Source organism: Bacteroides sp. 3_1_13, from assembly GCF_001185845.1.
Lineage (GTDB): Bacteria > Bacteroidota > Bacteroidia > Bacteroidales > Bacteroidaceae > Bacteroides > Bacteroides xylanisolvens.
On the sequence record NZ_KQ236956.1, the window covers coordinates 2,102,208 to 2,119,269 of the forward strand.

At 40.3% G+C, this 17,062-nt stretch carries 16 protein-coding genes; 10 read left to right on the forward strand and 6 right to left on the reverse strand.

All coding sequences use genetic code 11. The features are described 5' to 3' along the window. The first annotated feature begins 41 nt into the window (after positions 1-41). From HMPREF9009_RS20930 to HMPREF9009_RS20955, 6 genes are all read left to right on the forward strand, one after another. Positions 42-488, forward strand: a complete 447-nt coding sequence (locus tag HMPREF9009_RS20930) for a GNAT family N-acetyltransferase (protein ID WP_049703162.1) — start codon at positions 42-44, stop codon at positions 486-488. An 84-nt stretch (positions 489-572) separates the two neighbouring features. Beyond that, positions 573-1,004, forward strand: a complete 432-nt coding sequence (locus HMPREF9009_RS20935) for a hypothetical protein (protein ID WP_049703163.1) — start codon at positions 573-575, stop codon at positions 1,002-1,004. Positions 1,005-1,151: 147 nt separating this feature from the next. Continuing rightward, positions 1,152-1,787, forward strand: a complete 636-nt coding sequence (locus HMPREF9009_RS20940) for a DedA family protein (protein ID WP_004316898.1) — start codon at positions 1,152-1,154, stop codon at positions 1,785-1,787. 77 nt (positions 1,788-1,864) lie between these two features. Continuing rightward, complete coding sequence (locus tag HMPREF9009_RS20945; RefSeq protein WP_049703164.1) at positions 1,865-2,512, forward strand: DUF47 domain-containing protein; 648 nt, start codon at positions 1,865-1,867, stop codon at positions 2,510-2,512. Positions 2,513-2,527: 15 nt separating this feature from the next. After that, the gene (locus tag HMPREF9009_RS20950; protein ID WP_008644519.1) at positions 2,528-3,544 is read left to right on the forward strand and encodes an inorganic phosphate transporter; all 1,017 of its coding nucleotides are present in this window, start codon (positions 2,528-2,530) and stop codon (positions 3,542-3,544) included. A 127-nt stretch (positions 3,545-3,671) separates the two neighbouring features. Continuing rightward, positions 3,672-5,918 carry a monovalent cation:proton antiporter family protein gene (locus tag HMPREF9009_RS20955; protein ID WP_049703165.1) on the forward strand — a complete coding sequence of 749 codons (2,247 nt, stop codon included), beginning with the start codon at positions 3,672-3,674 and terminating at the stop codon, positions 5,916-5,918. A 105-nt stretch (positions 5,919-6,023) separates the two neighbouring features. Here HMPREF9009_RS20955 and dnaK read toward each other — a convergent pair whose 3' ends face one another. Further along, positions 6,024-7,937 carry a molecular chaperone DnaK gene (gene dnaK, locus HMPREF9009_RS20960; RefSeq protein WP_004313949.1) on the reverse strand — a complete coding sequence of 638 codons (1,914 nt, stop codon included), beginning with the start codon at positions 7,935-7,937 and terminating at the stop codon, positions 6,024-6,026. Positions 7,938-8,263: 326 nt separating this feature from the next. Then, entirely contained in the window at positions 8,264-9,052 is a 789-nt protein-coding gene (locus HMPREF9009_RS20970) for an META domain-containing protein (RefSeq protein ID WP_004313951.1), read from the reverse strand. Between the two features lie 145 nt (positions 9,053-9,197). Here HMPREF9009_RS20970 and HMPREF9009_RS20975 point away from each other — a divergent pair, with 145 nt between their 5' ends. The 4 genes from HMPREF9009_RS20975 to recA all read left to right on the forward strand — a co-directional run bounded on the left by HMPREF9009_RS20975 (position 9,198) and on the right by recA (position 13,310). After that, the gene (locus HMPREF9009_RS20975; protein WP_049703166.1) at positions 9,198-10,481 is read left to right on the forward strand and encodes a hypothetical protein; all 1,284 of its coding nucleotides are present in this window, start codon (positions 9,198-9,200) and stop codon (positions 10,479-10,481) included. A gap of 90 nt (positions 10,482-10,571) precedes the next feature. Further along, positions 10,572-11,765 (forward strand): saccharopine dehydrogenase family protein, encoded by a 1,194-nt coding sequence (locus tag HMPREF9009_RS20980; RefSeq protein ID WP_004312514.1) that lies wholly within the window; start codon positions 10,572-10,574, stop codon positions 11,763-11,765. 28 nt (positions 11,766-11,793) lie between these two features. After that, a complete protein-coding gene (gene bcp / locus HMPREF9009_RS20985) occupies positions 11,794-12,249 on the forward strand; it encodes a thioredoxin-dependent thiol peroxidase (protein WP_004312515.1) in 456 nt (151 codons plus the stop codon). Positions 12,250-12,275: 26 nt separating this feature from the next. Beyond that, complete coding sequence (gene recA, locus HMPREF9009_RS20990; protein ID WP_004302078.1) at positions 12,276-13,310, forward strand: recombinase RecA; 1,035 nt, start codon at positions 12,276-12,278, stop codon at positions 13,308-13,310. Positions 13,311-13,429: 119 nt separating this feature from the next. On the opposite strand, the gene HMPREF9009_RS20995 is transcribed toward recA, so the two are convergent. From HMPREF9009_RS20995 to HMPREF9009_RS21010, 4 genes are all read right to left on the reverse strand, one after another. Next, complete coding sequence (locus HMPREF9009_RS20995; RefSeq protein ID WP_004312517.1) at positions 13,430-14,422, reverse strand: YeiH family protein; 993 nt, start codon at positions 14,420-14,422, stop codon at positions 13,430-13,432. Between the two features lie 122 nt (positions 14,423-14,544). Further along, entirely contained in the window at positions 14,545-14,919 is a 375-nt protein-coding gene (locus HMPREF9009_RS21000; RefSeq protein ID WP_049703167.1) for a YccF domain-containing protein, read from the reverse strand. Between the two features lie 16 nt (positions 14,920-14,935). Further along, positions 14,936-15,355, reverse strand: a complete 420-nt coding sequence (locus HMPREF9009_RS21005) for a DUF1810 domain-containing protein (protein WP_049703168.1) — start codon at positions 15,353-15,355, stop codon at positions 14,936-14,938. A 31-nt stretch (positions 15,356-15,386) separates the two neighbouring features. Continuing rightward, positions 15,387-16,652: an ATP-binding protein gene (locus tag HMPREF9009_RS21010; protein WP_049703169.1), complete on the reverse strand. Its 1,266-nt coding sequence runs from the start codon at positions 16,650-16,652 to the stop codon at positions 15,387-15,389. Positions 16,653-17,062 lie beyond the last annotated feature (410 nt).

Here is a 17,062-nt window from a genome sequence, read left to right on the forward strand (position 1 = left end):
ATAGTAATTTTCCCGGCAAATTAATGATAAAAGCAATCACTATGATACGCAAATTAGACAAGACCGAATACGCCCTAGCTGCATCGTTAGCATTAGAGGTATATATACAATGCGGAGCGGAAGACTTCGATGAAGAAGGTTTGAATTCATTTAAAAGCTTTATCTCCAGCGAGCAACTGATGAATGAATTAGTGATTTACGGTGCTTTTGAGGATAAAAATCTGGTCGGCATCATGGGGACAAAGAATGAAGGAAAACATCTATCCTTGTTTTTTATCAGGAATGAATACCACCGTAAAGGTATCGGCAGACAATTATTCAATTTTGCGATCAATCACTGTCCGGTAAATGAAATGACAGTTAATTCATCCACGTACGCTATTCCTTTTTATCAAAGTCTGGGTTTCGACAAGATTGCCGGGAAACAATGTACCAACGGGATAACCTATACTCCGATGAAATTTACGATGAGTTGCCTCAAAGAATAATTCTCGGTAGTCACTGATATAATTGTTAATTATGCTTGTGAATATGTATTTCATATAAAAATAGTTTCTACCTTTGCGACCGTTATGATGAAGTACATATTCTGTATACTATTAGGCGTATTTCTGAATTGGGGATTCCATCTGATTTCCGATGAAGCACAGGAGGCATACCGGTTAGAAACCGGTAGTACCAGCATACAAACCTATACCAATTCATACACCTCCAAAACTAATATCATACAGCTGGATAAAGAACAGAAACTAGTCAAAACAAAAGAATACACCGGAAAACAAGATTACAATAACGATAATGGCGTTTTAAATCCATTCTCCTTCCGACACCTCTCTCCTTTAAAGATACTACGATTCAATATTCCTTCTGTCACTATCCGTATACTAAGCTCTCTGAAGATTCAGCTTCCTCAAAACCAATGGACAGGTTTTTCATATTATACCAATCTTTTTAAATATTCTGATAGATATCATATCTATTCATTAGGTCACATACTCATTTAGCCATTTTATATTTTTCCGGCATAAGACTATTCCAGTCTTTGATGCCTCACTTTCTGTTTGCATCCTCCATTTAAGTGAAAAGAGTATTCACTATGGTCTGGAAGCCAATAACATTCTTTTTTTACCATAACAACCAAAGTATATAAAATGGACTTTTTATTGGATTTCATCCTTCATATCGATCAATATATGGTTATGATTGTGCGTGATTATCATGCCTGGACGTATGCCATTTTGTTTTTTATAATCTTCTGTGAAACCGGATTAGTGGTCACTCCTTTTCTTCCCGGTGATTCTCTACTCTTCGTTGCAGGAGCTATTTCTGCCTTACCTGACATGCCTATCAGTGTGCATATACTCGTTATCATTTTATTTGCCGCTGCCGTATTAGGCGATTCCTGCAATTACATGATCGGACATTTCTTCGGTCGAAAGCTTTTTAATAATCCCAATTCCAAGATATTCAAACAAAGTCATCTGGAGAAGACACACGAGTTTTATAAGAAATATGGTGGGAAAACAATTATTCTGGCCAGATTCGTCCCGATAGTACGCACGTTTGCTCCCTTCGTAGCAGGAATGGGAAAGATGAACTATTACTATTTTATGATGTATAATTTAGCGGGTGGTGCGGCTTGGGTTGGCATATTCTGCTACGCCGGTTATTTCTTCGGAGACCTTCCGTTTGTACAAGAGAACTTGAAACTGCTGATCGTTGCCATCATATTCATCTCTATATTGCCTGCAATCATAGAGGTAGTACGAGCCAAACTAAAGTCTTAAAACGCCAAACTATAATCTGTATTCATTTGTTACTAATATAAATAGAGAAGAAAAAACAATTTAAAGTTTTTACACTTATGAAAAATTCTTTTTTTAGCCGGTTTACTCCAAAGGAGCCCAAATTTTTCCCATTGCTGAAACAACTTTCAGAAGTGCTTTGTGAAGCATCCGTTGTTTTAACAGAAAGCTTGCAACATGACTCACCTACAGAACGTGCAGACTACTATAAGAAAATCAAAGAGCTGGAACGTGAAGGGGACAAACTGACGCATCGGATTTTTGATGAATTGGGCACTACATTCATCACTCCTTTCGACCGTGAAGATATTCATGACTTAGCTTCCTGCATGGATGATGTCATCGATGGAATAAATAGTTGTGCCAAACGAATCTCTATTTACAATCCCCGTCCTATCTCGGAGAACGGCAAAGAATTGAGCCGTTTGATTCAGGAAGAAGCGACCTACATCTGTAAAGCCATGGACGAACTTGAAACATTCCGTAAGAAACCGACTCTTCTCCGGGAATATTGCTCAAAATTACATGAAATCGAGAATCAGGCAGATGACGTATATGAATTCTTTATCACCAGGCTATTTGAAGAAGAAAAAGACTGCATTGAACTGATAAAGATCAAAGAAATCATGCATGAACTGGAGAAAACGACCGATGCCGCAGAGCACGTAGGCAAGATTCTGAAAAACCTGATTGTAAAGTACGCATAAAGTAAGCCGGAACACATGGAATTATTAGTGACTATCATTATTCTGGCTCTGATATTCGATTATATCAACGGCTTTCACGATGCAGCAAACTCAATAGCTACAATCGTATCTACCAGGGTGCTTACCCCCTTTCAAGCTGTACTATGGGCTGCTTTCTTCAATTTCGTTGCTTTTTTCATTGCCAAATACATAATAGGCGGATTCGGTATTGCCAATACAGTATCCAAAACGGTGGTAGAACAATATATCACTTTACCTATTATATTGGCAGGAGTGATAGCAGCCATCACCTGGAACCTGGTAACATGGTGGAAAGGTATCCCGTCTTCATCCTCACATACGCTTATCGGAGGATTTGCAGGAGCTGCCATTATGGCAAACGGGTTTGAAGCAATTCAACTTAATATCATTCTTAAAATTGCAGCTTTCATCTTTCTGGCTCCTTTTATCGGAATGGTGATTGCTTTCGGTTTCACTCTGTTTGTTCTTTACATCTGCCGGCGTGCACATCCTCATACAGCTGAAGTCTGGTTTAAGAGGTTGCAGCTCGTTTCTTCCGCTCTCTTCAGCGTCGGACATGGTTTGAATGATTCACAAAAAGTAATGGGTATCATTGCCGCTGCCATGATAGCCGCCCATTCTATGGGATTGGGTATGGGTATCAACAGCATCAATGACCTTCCCGACTGGGTTGCTTTTTCGTGCTTCACCGCTATCTCACTCGGCACCATGTCCGGAGGTTGGAAAATAGTAAAGACAATGGGAACCAAAATCACCAAAGTAACCCCATTGGAAGGAGTAATTGCCGAAACAGCCGGTGCTTTCACTCTCTACATTACGGAAATGCTGAAAATCCCCGTTAGTACAACACATACTATCACAGGTGCAATCATCGGAGTAGGTGCAACCAAACGCCTCTCTGCCGTTCGCTGGGGAATAACAAAAAGTCTCATGACTGCCTGGATTCTTACAATTCCGGTCAGTGGACTCCTGGCAGCAGCTATCTATTATATTGTTTCCCTCTTTTTATAGAGGAAAACAATATAATGAATAATTGACTGCCGACACTCTCGAAAAAGAAAAGAGCTGAACATCCATGTCCCTTGGCTCTTTTCTGTCTAACTATCAGGAAGAAAAAAATGAATAAATCCATCACTAAATGTCACATTTACCAACTTTGATTGCCGACCTTGCGCTGATATTAATATCGGCCAGTGTAATAACCTTGCTGTTCAAATGGATGAAACAACCTTTAGTCTTAGGTTACATCATTGCCGGATTACTAGCGGGGCCTTATATAAATATTTTCCCCACAGTGGGAGATATCGAAAATATCAATATATGGGCGGAAATAGGTGTTATATTCCTGCTCTTTGCACTTGGACTGGAGTTTAGTTTTAAAAAGCTCATGAATGTAGGTTCCACAGCTTTTATTACGGCCACCACCGAAGTCGTCAGTATGTTGCTCATAGGTTTTCTGGTAGGACAATTGTTAGGATGGGGCACAATGAATTCCATCTTTCTTGGGGGAATGTTGTCTATGTCGTCTACCACAATTATCATCAAGGCCTTTGATGATTTGGGGTTACGCAACCAGCGTTTCACGGGCATCGTATTCGGTACTCTGGTAGTGGAAGACCTGATTGCCATTTTAATGATGGTACTTCTTTCTACAATGGCGGTAAGTCAGGACTTTGTGGGTGAAGACTTATTGATTAGTGTTCTCAAAGTCGTTTTCTTTTTAATCCTGTGGTTTCTCATCGGTATTTTCGTTATTCCGGCTTTTCTTAAAAAAGCAAAGAAGCTGATGAATAATGAGACGCTTTTGATTGTTTCGATCGGTCTTTGTCTGGGAATGGTGGTATTGGCCACCTATACAGGCTTTTCAACGGCGTTAGGTGCATTTATCATGGGATCTATCCTTGCCGAAACCATCGAAGCCGAACACATCGAACATATCATACAACCGGTAAAAGACCTCTTCGGAGCTATTTTTTTCGTATCAGTCGGTATGCTGGTGAATCCGGCTGTATTGGTAGAATATGCCTGGCCTGTTATCATCATTACTCTGGTTACCATTATCGGTAAAGCCATTTTCTCTTCATTTGGCGTACTCTTATCCGGAGAACCGCTAAACACTTCTATCAAATCCGGATTCAGCCTGGCACAAATCGGAGAGTTTGCTTTCATCATTGCCGGACTGGGTGTTTCGCTCAAAGTGCTCGATCCGTTTATTTCACCTATTATTGTGGCTGTATCTGTTATCACCACTTTCACGACTCCTTATTTTATCCGTTTAGCCAACCCTTTTGCCGAATGGCTTTACAAAATATTGCCTACTAAAGTACAGGAGACATTAGATCGTTATGCTTCCGGCAAGAAAACCATGAACCACGATAGTGACTGGAAGAAATTACTAAAAAACATGATTGGCAGGGTTATTATTTATAGCGTATTGCTCACTGCTATCTGGCTGCTGTCTATACAAATCATTTATCCCGCCATCAGTGAAATGTTTGCTCCTGTTACCCTATGGATTAAGCTGGTGATGTGTCTGGGTACCCTTTTGCTTATGACTCCTTTTTTGTGGGCACTCATCTCCAACAAATACAACTCTTCTGAATTATTCCTGAAGCTATGGAGAGATGAGAATTACAATCACGGACGACTGGTTTCTCTCGTTCTAGGCCGTGTATCTGTTGCTCTTTTCTTTATCACTAGCGTAGTTATCAGCTATTTCAAGCTGAACTGGGGAATAAGTGTGATTATTGCCATAGCTGTTGTGGCATTGATTCTTATTCTTAGAGAAGACCTCACGCAATATTCACGATTGGAAACGAGATTCCTAGCCAATCTTAACCGACGGGAAGAGGTTGCTAAAAAACGACACCCGCTAAAAACAAGTTTCAATAGCGAGTTCAATGACAAGGACCTTGATTTGACGTCTGTCGTGGTATCGCCTTATTCCGATTACATCGGCAAGTCTTTAGGAGAACTTTCATTCAGGCAAAATTTTGGAGTGAATGTGGTTGCAATCACGCGTGGTGATTTGAATATATACATTCCGAAAAGTTCTGAACCTATTTATCCGCAGGATAAACTGACTGTAGTCGGTACGGATATGCAATTGCAGGAGTTCAGAAATAGAATTGAAGATGTAAAAAACACAATAGATACGGATGCAGTAGATAAAAAGATGACGCTCCACTCTTTCACTGTAGATGATGAATTCCGTTTCTTAAATAAAACCATTGCACAGTCTCATTTGGGAGAAAAGTACGACGGTATCGTTGTGGCTATTGAACGGAATAATGAATTGATCCCTCTGGATAAAGATACGGCTTTCCAATTAGGAGATCTCGTTTGGATTGTGGGTAACCGCGAGAAGATTAGAGAAATACTGTAATAAAGTCCGGGTTCAAATAAATCACATTACATATAAAACAAAAGAGAGCTGTAAACATTTAATCTACAGCTCTCTTATTTTGATTTATTGTATATTCAGCGATCTTTACTTCACTTCCTCAAAGTCAGCATCCTGAACGTTATCTCCATGCTTGCTATTATCTTGCTGACCAGCATCACCGTTCATATCAGGACCAGCCTGTGCACCACCTTGTGCACCACCCTGTGCGTACATTTCAGCACTTGCAGCCTGGAAGGCAGTATTGATCTCTGCCATAGCAGTATCAATAGCAGCCAAGTCCTGTGCTTTGTGAGCATCTTTCAACTTCTGCAAAGCAGCTTCAATCGGAGCTTTCTTATCAGCAGGCAACTTATCACCTAATTCCTTTAACTGATTTTCAGTCTGGAAGATTACGCTGTCAGCCTGGTTCAGCTTATCGATTTTTTCACGTTCTTTCTTATCTGCTTCAGCATTAGCTTCAGCTTCAGCCTTCATCTTTTCGATTTCTTCCTTGCTCAAACCGCTGGATGCTTCGATACGGATAGCTTGTTCTTTACCGGTAGCCTTATCTTTAGCAGATACTTTCAAGATACCGTTCGCATCGATATCGAATGTAACCTCAATTTGAGGAACACCACGACGAGCCGGAGCAATACCTGACAAATTGAACTGACCGATTGATTTATTCTGGGCAGCCATCGGACGTTCTCCCTGCAATACATGAATCGTAACTTCACTTTGATTATCAGCAGCAGTAGAGAATGTTTCACTCTTACGAGCCGGAATGGTAGTGTTAGCGTCGATCAACTTAGTCATTACACCACCCAGTGTTTCGATACCCATTGACAACGGAGTAACATCCAACAATACTACACCTTTGATTTCATCTGTCAAAACAGCACCCTGTACAGCAGCACCAATAGCTACCACTTCATCCGGATTCACACCTTTAGAAGGAGCCTTGCCGAAGAAATCTTCTACCAATTTCTGAACAGCCGGAATACGTGAAGAACCACCAACAAGGATTACTTCATCAATATCAGCATTGTTCAAACCTGCATCGCTCATTGCTTTCTTACATGGTTCAAGACAAGCCTGGATCAATTCGTGAGCCAGAGATTCGAATTTTGCACGAGTCAAAGTCTTCACCAAATGCTTAGGCACACCACCTACCGGCATGATATACGGCAAGTTGATTTCTGTACTTGTAGAAGAAGAAAGCTCAATCTTAGCTTTTTCAGCAGCTTCTTTCAGACGTTGCAAAGCCATCGGATCCTGAGTCAAGTCAGCACCTTCATCGTTTTTGAATTCCTGTACCAACCAGTTGATGATTACCTGGTCGAAGTCGTCACCACCAAGGTGAGTATCACCGTTTGTAGAAAGTACTTCAAATACACCACCACCGAATTCGAGGATAGAGATATCGAATGTACCACCACCAAGGTCGAATACAGCAATCTTCATATCTTTGTGAGCCTTATCCAGACCGTAAGCAAGAGCTGCGGCTGTCGGTTCGTTTACAATACGTTTTACTTCCAGACCGGCAATCTGTCCGGCTTCTTTTGTAGCCTGACGTTGAGAGTCGGAGAAATAAGCAGGAACGGTGATGACTGCTTCTGTTACTTCCTGTCCAAGGTAGTCTTCGGCAGTCTTCTTCATTTTCTGAAGAATCATTGCAGAGATTTCTTGCGGAGTATACAGACGTCCGTCGATGTCAACACGCGGAGTGTTGTTGTCACCTTTCACTACTTTATAAGGAACACGAGTCACTTCTTTTTGTACCTGATCCCAATTTTCACCCATGAAACGTTTGATAGAGAAGATTGTACGTGTAGGGTTCGTAATAGCCTGACGTTTTGCAGGATCACCCACTTTACGTTCGCCACCATCAACGAAAGCGACAACAGAAGGAGTTGTACGCTTACCTTCACTGTTTGCAATTACTACAGGTTCGTTACCTTCGAATACGGCAACACAAGAGTTTGTAGTTCCTAAGTCAATACCAATAATTTTTCCCATGATCGTTATTTTTTTATTTATTATTTATTCAATGATTTCTTTTTGTCCGGTTGTTTCTCTGCTCTTATCAGGGAGCTTCGCCGCGAACGGACGCTTATTAAAAAGCAAACCGTGTGCCAAAAGGAAATTATACGAATGCATGACATAATATCTGCCAAAAAGACAGTTTTAATAAATAAACACTGCTGACATAGTCATATTCAAAGCCAATCAGCAACTGTTTCTTTAAACAAATACAGGCGGCTCTGGTTCGATAAAGGAAAAAAAATATGCCTGTATCGTCAAGTGCGACACAGGCATGTCCTATTATATATAACTCTTATCTATTACTTTTCCAACACGATGACCAATGCACCGTTTGCATCATACAAACCAATGCCACCACCGGACAACACATCGAATGATTTCACTTCATTGATAGCTTTCAGCACCTTACCTTCTGTTTCCATATCAGGACAAGCCATCATTGTGCTTGCTACTCCCGGGAAAGAAATAGATTTGGCATTACTTGTACTGGTTTCAAAACCACCATTAATCAAATTACATCCGGCATTGCCATGAATGGTCTTTTTCTTCACATCAAAAGCAATGAAAGGTTGTTTTTCCATACCGGAAGGAATTGCTTCACCATTCACTTCTTTAATTTTCCATTCTCCATTCAAAACTGAAAGTTTCACATCAGCCTCCTTCTTTTGTAGAACGACAACCGGACGGTTGGACGAATTGCAAAGATACATCTTATCTTTACCTGCCTTCTTGTATCCTTTTACTTGCGCAAAAGCATTCAATACATTATTTTCAGTAGTCATATCCGGACACATCATTCGGGTACTAGCCATCCCTGTAAGTTCAAGGCTTCCCGGCTTCGCATTTACATCGAAACTGCCCATCATACGATTACATCCGCTATTGCCGGACACACGACCGGTCGCTGTATCAAAAGCGATAAAAGGAAGGGTTCTACTTTCGCCCGGAGCAATTTTCGAGCCGTTGACTTCTATAATATTCCATTCACCATTGATAGATGACAGGGGGATTGCCTTCTCAACCGAACGGCACGAAGACATTGCAAGTGCTGCACCAGCAATGCAAATTGAAACAAATACTTTCTTCATATTGTTATAACGTTTAAGTTAAAATCGGGGGCAAAGATATCAAAAAGATTGGAAAATAACATCCAATACAACATAAAATATATACATTTGCCAGTAGATATACAACAAACGAACAATTTACATAGTTCACTTAAAGTAAACAAATATGAGAATAATTGTCCTGTCTTTAATTCTATTCTGTTGTGGCACGTGTCCTATCACAGCTCAAAGTGATTACATTGTCACTACTCCTTCCACGCAGGAAATCCCTGTAGACGAAGAAGAACAATTCATCAAGAATAACTTTCCACTGCAACCGCTGTGTAAATGGACACCCGGAATGAAGTTTATGTTTGTTCCTTCTACACGGAACATGTTCCTTCCTACTCTTTCCAGCTACGACACCGAAAAAGGAATAGACAACAGCCTGCTGAAGCACAAGATTCTCACTTTCACGGGAACAGAAGAGAAGGCTCAAAATATATCAACCGGGACTAACTATTCCACTCGCTTCGTATTCGAATGTGAGGGAGAAAAATATTATTATGACATAAAGAACATGAGGCTGGACGAGATTTGCGAGAAGGCTCCCCGTGCCGGTATCAATGGATTGGTTTATCTGAAAGATGTAGATACTGCCAAAGAGTTGTTAATAGGAAAAACAGTCTATATACAATCTGAAAGTGCCCGGGTAGACGATGCCAACAATTATTCCGGCTATCGGGATATAGCAATTCCTGTCAATACGGAAGCTACAATTACTGCTATTGGAGTCGGCAGTCAGGCATATCCAGTGAAAATCGTATTCAAAGATACACAGGGACATTCTTATTATCTGGAAGTCGCTCTCTCGCGAACGAACTCCGGCATGGACCTGAATGATTTTCAAGGCGAAAAGAGAATGAAATATTTTTCAAATGCATTCAGTTTCACTAACAAGAGTCTGGGTACTATTGAAAGCCTGAAAAATAAATACTTGGGAATGACCGTTTATCCTAAAAAGATGCTGCCGGCCAAAAGAATCGTATCTTTTGAAGATAAGCAGACCGAATCACGTGTTCACTTGCCCCGATATACGGTTCTGCAAATAAAAGAGATTAAGTTATCTCCTCCCGGCAGCCTGGCTACTCTGTCATTAACGGACAGGGACGGGGCAATCTACGAATTGGAAACAGATCTGAAATATGACGTGATTGTCAAAAATGATAATTATATCGAGGACTTTTTCGGATTCGAGGATATACATAAGAAATATCCGGGCATTACAGAAAGCCGTTGGCTGATTATCTCCCGGGGAGATTTAGAGGCAGGGATGAGCGCAGTAGAATGTCGTTTATCCATTGGTGACCCGATAGAAATCGAGCTGAAAAAAGACAGTCGTTTCGAAACTTGGTTCTACAATGGCAAAACGCTGGAATTCGAAAACGGAACCTTGCAACGTTACAAATAAAAAGGAGTAGCTGCGCAATGATTATCTGAAAATAATCACGTATATTTGCCAAACCAATAAATCATAAATTATAATTCATTAAATACAGAAATGGGTAGAGTTCTTATTATTGGTGCAGGCGGTGTTGGCACTGTCGTTGCACACAAAGTGGCACAAAATGCCGATGTATTTACAGATATCATGATTGCCAGTCGTACGAAAGAAAAATGCGATAAAATCGTCGAGGCAATAGGTAACCCCAATATAAAAACAGCTAAAGTTGACGCAGACAATGTAGAGGAGCTGGTAGCCTTATTCAACGATTTCAAACCCGAAATGGTGATTAATGTGGCTCTCCCTTATCAGGATCTGACGATTATGGAAGCTTGTCTGAAAGCCGGAGTGAACTATCTGGACACCGCCAACTATGAGCCGAAAGATGAAGCTCATTTTGAATACAGCTGGCAGTGGGCTTATCACGATCGTTTCAAAGAAGCAGGTCTGACAGCTATCCTCGGCTGCGGATTCGACCCGGGAGTAAGCGGTATCTATACTGCTTATGCAGCTAAACATTATTTTGATGAGATTCAATATCTGGACATTGTAGACTGCAATGCAGGTAACCATCATAAGGCTTTTGCTACAAACTTCAATCCGGAGATCAACATTCGCGAGATTACACAGAACGGACGCTATTATGAAAATGGCAAATGGGTAACTACCGGTCCGTTGGAAATCCACAAAGACCTGACATACCCGAACATCGGCCCCCGCGACTCTTATCTTCTTTATCACGAAGAATTGGAATCTTTAGTGAAACATTATCCGACTATCAAACGTGCACGTTTCTGGATGACTTTCGGACAGGAGTATTTAACTCATTTACGCGTTATCCAAAACATTGGTATGGCACGAATCGACGAGGTTGATTACAACGGAATGAAGATTGTACCATTGCAATTCTTGAAGGCTGTATTGCCTAACCCGCAGGATTTAGGAGAAAACTACGAAGGAGAAACTTCTATCGGTTGCCGTATCCGTGGTCTGAAAGATGGTAAGGAACGTACTTACTATGTATACAACAACTGTAGTCACCAGGAAGCTTATCAGGAAACCGGTATGCAGGGAGTAAGCTACACCACCGGAGTTCCGGCAATGATTGGAGCCATGATGTTCTTCAAAGGCGAATGGAACCGTCCGGGTGTAAACAATGTAGAAGAATTCAATCCGGATCCGTTCATGGAACAACTCAATAAGCAAGGTCTTCCCTGGCATGAAGAGTTCGACAAGGATTTGGAATTATAAGCGTACACCTATTCATTAAAAGAAAGTTATGATAAACGTAGGAGATAAAGCACCGGAAGTCTTGGGTATCAATGAGAAAGGCGAAGAAATCCGTTTAAGTGCTTATAAAGGAAAAAAAATTGTGTTGTACTTCTACCCAAAGGACAGTACATCAGGTTGCACCGCACAAGCGTGTAACCTGCGCGACAACTATTCCGAACTACGTAAAGCCGGCTATGAAGTAATCGGTGTCAGCGTAGACAATGAAAAGTCGCACCAGAAATTCATCGAAAAGAACAATCTTCCTTTCACTCTGATTGCTGACACTGACAAAAAGTTAGTAGAAGAATTTGGAGTATGGGGAGAAAAGAAACTGTACGGACGTGCTTACATGGGTACTTTCCGCACTACTTTCCTGATTAATGAAGAGGGAATCGTAGAACGGATTATCACTCCCAAAGAAGTGAAGACCAAAGAACATGCCTCACAGATTTTAAATCAATAACTCCATTAATTATATAAGAATAAGGTATGGCAAAAAAAGACGAACTTAATTTTGAAACAGATAATAAAATGGCATCAAGCGAAAAACTAAAAGCCTTACAGGCTGCCATGGAAAAGATAGAAAAGAGCTTCGGTAAAGGTTCTATCATGAAAATGGGTGATGATAGTGTTGAACAAGTAGAAGTGATCCCGACAGGCTCTATTGCCCTGAACGTAGCACTTGGCGTTGGAGGTTACCCTAGAGGTAGAATCATCGAAATCTATGGCCCGGAGTCTTCCGGTAAAACAACATTGGCTATCCACGCCATTGCTGAAGCACAAAAGGCCGGCGGTATCGCTGCTTTTATTGATGCCGAACACGCTTTCGACCGTTTCTACGCATCTAAACTGGGCGTAAATATTGATGATCTTTATATCTCTCAACCGGATAACGGCGAGCAAGCGTTGGAGATTGCGGAACAACTTATTCGTTCTTCTGCTATCGACATCATCGTTATTGACTCTGTAGCCGCACTGACTCCTAAAGCGGAAATCGAAGGCGACATGGGTGACAACAAAGTAGGCCTTCAGGCACGTTTGATGTCGCAGGCACTTCGTAAGTTGACAGCTGCTGTGAGCAAGACACGTACGACTTGTATTTTCATCAACCAGTTGCGTGAGAAGATCGGTGTTATGTTCGGTAACCCGGAAACAACAACCGGTGGTAACGCTTTGAAGTTCTACGCTTCTGTACGTTTGGATATCCGTGGTAGCCAACCGATCAAAGATGGCGAAGAGATTCTCGGTAAACTGACTAAGGTGAAAGTGGTGAAGAATAAAGTAGCACCTCCTTTCCGCAGAGCAGAATTTGACATCATGTTCGGTGAAGGTATCTCCCATTCCGGAGAAATCATCGACTTGGGTGCTGACCTGGGAATCATCAAGAAGAGCGGTTCATGGTATAGCTACAACGATACTAAGTTAGGACAAGGACGTGATGCCGCCAAACAATGTATCATGGATAATCCTGAACTGGCTGAAGAACTGGAAGGATTAATCTTTGAAGAATTGAAGAAGAAATAATTTGCTTTAATTCTGCTTTATCCACAGACTAAAACTGAATAAACAAAGGTGGGAGGAAATCGTTTACTACGATCATTCTCCCACCTTTTTCTCTTTTATATAATTCTCTCTTTTTCCTCTTATACAAAATAAATGTATGCCAATGTGCTCAAGCTGATTATTACCCAAAGCAAAATTCCTTGAACCAAAGGCTTTATTCCAACTGCTTTCAATACATCAATAGAAAGAGAAGCACCGATGAAAAACATGGTAATCGTTAGAGTTTTACGGGCAATACCGTTAATAGCCGCTCCCAATTGTGGTACTCCATCCAGCAAATAAGTGTTTACTACCAATGCCAACACGAAGAAGAAGATAAACCATGGAATACTTATCTTTTGTCCTTTGCTCTTGAAAATAAAGGAAGTAGCAAAAGCCATCGGGATAATCCAAAGCGCACGGGTCAGCTTAATAGTGGTTGCCACTTTCAATGCTTCTTCGCCATAAGCAGCTCCTGCACCTACTACAGAACTGGTATCATGAATGGCAATAGCTGCCCATGTTCCAAACTGTTGTTGATCCATATTTAATGCATGACCAATGGCAGGAAAAATGAAAAGTGCAATAGCGTTCAAGATAAAGATTGTACCTAATGCCACAGACATTTCACTGTCCTTCGCTTTCAACACTGGTCCCACTGCTGCGATAGCACTACCACCACAGATAGCAGTTCCCGAACTGATAAGATAAGCTGTATTACGGTCGATCTTGAACAACTTACGTCCGATAAACCAACCTATTACCAAGGTTCCGATCACCGAAATGACCGTAAACTCCATGCCTTCCTTACCGGAAGCTAAAGCAGAATGAAGATTCATACCAAATCCCAATCCTACAACTGAATATTGCAACAGATATTTAGAGGTTTTCTTATTAAACTTAGGATGCGCTTGTCCGCAAGTCAATGCAAAAATAAGTCCGAGGAACAAAGCAACCGGAGGAGTTACCCAAGCCGACCATGCTTCCAATCCTGGAATATAGTCTAAAAAAAGAAAGAAAGTCAGAGTAGAAAGCAGTGCAACATAAATCATTTTATTATTTGCCTGCAAAGTTTTTGTAGCTGTTGAAATCATATCTTTTTATCTTTAATTGTTTTCCGGCTGCAAAGGTACGGTAAACAATCAAGACCCGCCAATAGTTTCTAATTATGCATTATAACTTTTAATTATAAGCATACGCTTCCCTACAACTACTCTTACACTGTTATAATGTCTTTCCCAAAAGGTGATAATGCCAAAGCTGCCAATTTAAAGTGCTGTAAGCCAAAAGGAATACCAATGATAGTAATACACAATATAGCCCCGAAAACCAAATGGGACAGACAGATCCAAATGCCACCCAAAAATATCCACAGGATATTCATCAATATATAAAAGCAACCACCAGAGCGGTTCCCACTTCTTACCTCTTTACCGAAAGGCCACAAAGCAAGTCCTGCCAGTTTCAAGGTTTGCATACCAAACGGAATACCAATAATGGTAAGCATCATCAATATACTTGAAATGAGGTATTCAACGGCAGTAAAAATACCACCAAGCAACAACCACAATAAATTCATTAAACAGCCCATATATAAATTGTATTAGTTATTTTTCCAATTTTCTTTTTGTTGTCTCATCCACTTTACCCTGATAATAGCGATCTATCACTTGCTGAAACAAATCATCTGAAGCGACTTCATTAAAGAGCGTCATACATGATAATACTTTCATCGCATCTAACGAACCAAAAACCTCCTGTGCCGTTTTATTTTTCACTTGAAGAAAAACTGACGTTATCTCACGAAGCCTTTCTCCCAAAACCGGATGGGCAAGATATGCTTCTGCCTCTTCTTTGCCGCTAATCCCATAATAGTGGGAGTTATAACTCATGCCCAACCCTTTCAGTTGAGGAAATATATACCAAATCCAGTGGGAATATTTCCGCCCGTTTCCCACTTCTGTAAGGGCTTGTTCATAGTCGCTTTGCTGCGCGTCCAAGAATCGTTGTAAATTATAGTCAGTCATATTATATTCTATCTTAAATATTGGTTATCAATCACTTATTCTCTAACATTATCATCCACTTCCAAATGGGAATCACCTCTATTGTAAAACCATCCTGTTCCACCGTACGTTCTTCATTACGAGTCACAATTTGTAACTTCTCCGCCTTTAAGAACTTTGCCGTTTTCAAAAGCCCATTTACTTCACGAGTAAAAGTTTGAGTATCAGAAATATTATATGATACTTGAACAAGCCATTTCTGATCAGGGATATAAAAATCAACTTCTACATTTTGATTATAGAAATATAGCTCCTTTCCAACCATTCTATATAAAGAGACAGCTACTAAATTCTCCAACAACAAAGTTTCCGGATTAAAAATAAACAGATTCAAAATGCCATTATCAATAAAATAGTATTTCCGGTTACTCTCTCTTTCCGCAAAACGAGCTGCATAATTTTCAATACTAAATATCAGCCAAGTTTCTTCCAAATATCCCACATAGTCAATAACTGTTCGCACCCCTACGCTCTCTCCCGCTGAAGATACTATATTTTTAAGTCGATTGTAAGAAGAGGGTTGCATGACACTTTCCGCAAGTTTTTTCACCAACAAACTCATCGAATCCGAATTACGTAGCGCATAACGGGCCACTAGATCACCAAAAAATATTTTCTGATAAAGCCCGCTCAACCAAGAACGTTTATCTTTAAATGCTATCAATTCAGGAAATCCCCCATTATAAAAATAAGCATCAAAAGTGCGCACCACTTCATTACGTAAACTTGGAGTATAAAGCCAGTTTGTTTTTAATATTATATCCTGCGAAAGAAGAAACTCACGAAAAGAATACGGATATACCTCCTGAATAAGAAAACGCCCGCCTAATGTCGTAGCAATCTCACTACTCAACATCTTCGCATTACTTCCAGTCACATATACACGATATTTTTTATCTACCAACCGACGAACGAACTTTTCCCACCCGTCTACAACTTGTATCTCATCCAAGAAGAAAATAGGCTGATAGGGAAAAGTCTCTTCGTATGCTAATTTTATATCATCCAACTCTTCTGATTTCAAGCCGATAAAACGTTCATCTTCAAAGTTGATATATAGTATTTCTTCTATCGTATGCCCTTTTTTCAGAAGTTGGTGTATCCGTTGATACATCAAATAGGATTTTCCGGCCCGGCGAATACCTAAAAACACATAATTACCCGCATCCTCAAAAGTAAAAGGACGTTCCATAAATGTTATATCTTTGACAAACTCTTGATTTTCACCAATTATCTGCTTTATTTGTTCCTTGTCCATATCTGGTATTGTTCTATATATAAAATACAAATATAGTATTTTTGTTTCGTATACAAAACAAAAACACGTTGTAATTCGTCTCACAAATGGTTTACCGTTTTTTATTGGTGGCAGAAATCAACCAATTGTTCACTATATAATATAAGGTCGGTCATCAAACTGACAAATTATCCATTACAGCAAAAAAAATGCCGCCCAAAGAGGTTGTTTTATTAGATTAAGTCGCGGATTTTAAGGTTAGGTTATACTGGAAGCAACTCTATGAAAGCTGTTTCTTTGTCAGAGATTAACAATGCAATGTCATAATCCTTATTATACTGGAAGTTACTCTATGAGACATTGCCCGAAGGTTGTACGCTCGATATGGTGCGCAAGTCTTAATCCTTATTATACTGGAAGTACTCTATGAG

Coding starts and splice junctions, on each gene's coding strand:
- HMPREF9009_RS20995 (WP_004312517.1), bottom strand. CDS start 14,422: ATGATTTCAACAGCTACAAAAACTTTGCAGGCAAATAATAAAATGATT.
- HMPREF9009_RS20980 (WP_004312514.1), top strand. CDS start 10,572: ATGGGTAGAGTTCTTATTATTGGTGCAGGCGGTGTTGGCACTGTCGTT.
- HMPREF9009_RS20935 (WP_049703163.1), top strand. CDS start 573: ATGATGAAGTACATATTCTGTATACTATTAGGCGTATTTCTGAATTGG.
- HMPREF9009_RS20975 (WP_049703166.1), top strand. CDS start 9,198: ATGAGAATAATTGTCCTGTCTTTAATTCTATTCTGTTGTGGCACGTGT.
- HMPREF9009_RS20940 (WP_004316898.1), top strand. CDS start 1,152: ATGGACTTTTTATTGGATTTCATCCTTCATATCGATCAATATATGGTT.
- HMPREF9009_RS21010 (WP_049703169.1), bottom strand. CDS start 16,652: ATGGACAAGGAACAAATAAAGCAGATAATTGGTGAAAATCAAGAGTTT.
- dnaK (WP_004313949.1), bottom strand. CDS start 7,937: ATGGGAAAAATTATTGGTATTGACTTAGGAACTACAAACTCTTGTGTT.
- HMPREF9009_RS20955 (WP_049703165.1), top strand. CDS start 3,672: ATGTCACATTTACCAACTTTGATTGCCGACCTTGCGCTGATATTAATA.
- HMPREF9009_RS21000 (WP_049703167.1), bottom strand. CDS start 14,919: ATGGGCTGTTTAATGAATTTATTGTGGTTGTTGCTTGGTGGTATTTTT.
- HMPREF9009_RS21005 (WP_049703168.1), bottom strand. CDS start 15,355: ATGACTGACTATAATTTACAACGATTCTTGGACGCGCAGCAAAGCGAC.
- bcp (WP_004312515.1), top strand. CDS start 11,794: ATGATAAACGTAGGAGATAAAGCACCGGAAGTCTTGGGTATCAATGAG.
- HMPREF9009_RS20930 (WP_049703162.1), top strand. CDS start 42: ATGATACGCAAATTAGACAAGACCGAATACGCCCTAGCTGCATCGTTA.
- HMPREF9009_RS20945 (WP_049703164.1), top strand. CDS start 1,865: ATGAAAAATTCTTTTTTTAGCCGGTTTACTCCAAAGGAGCCCAAATTT.
- recA (WP_004302078.1), top strand. CDS start 12,276: ATGGCAAAAAAAGACGAACTTAATTTTGAAACAGATAATAAAATGGCA.
- HMPREF9009_RS20970 (WP_004313951.1), bottom strand. CDS start 9,052: ATGAAGAAAGTATTTGTTTCAATTTGCATTGCTGGTGCAGCACTTGCA.
- HMPREF9009_RS20950 (WP_008644519.1), top strand. CDS start 2,528: ATGGAATTATTAGTGACTATCATTATTCTGGCTCTGATATTCGATTAT.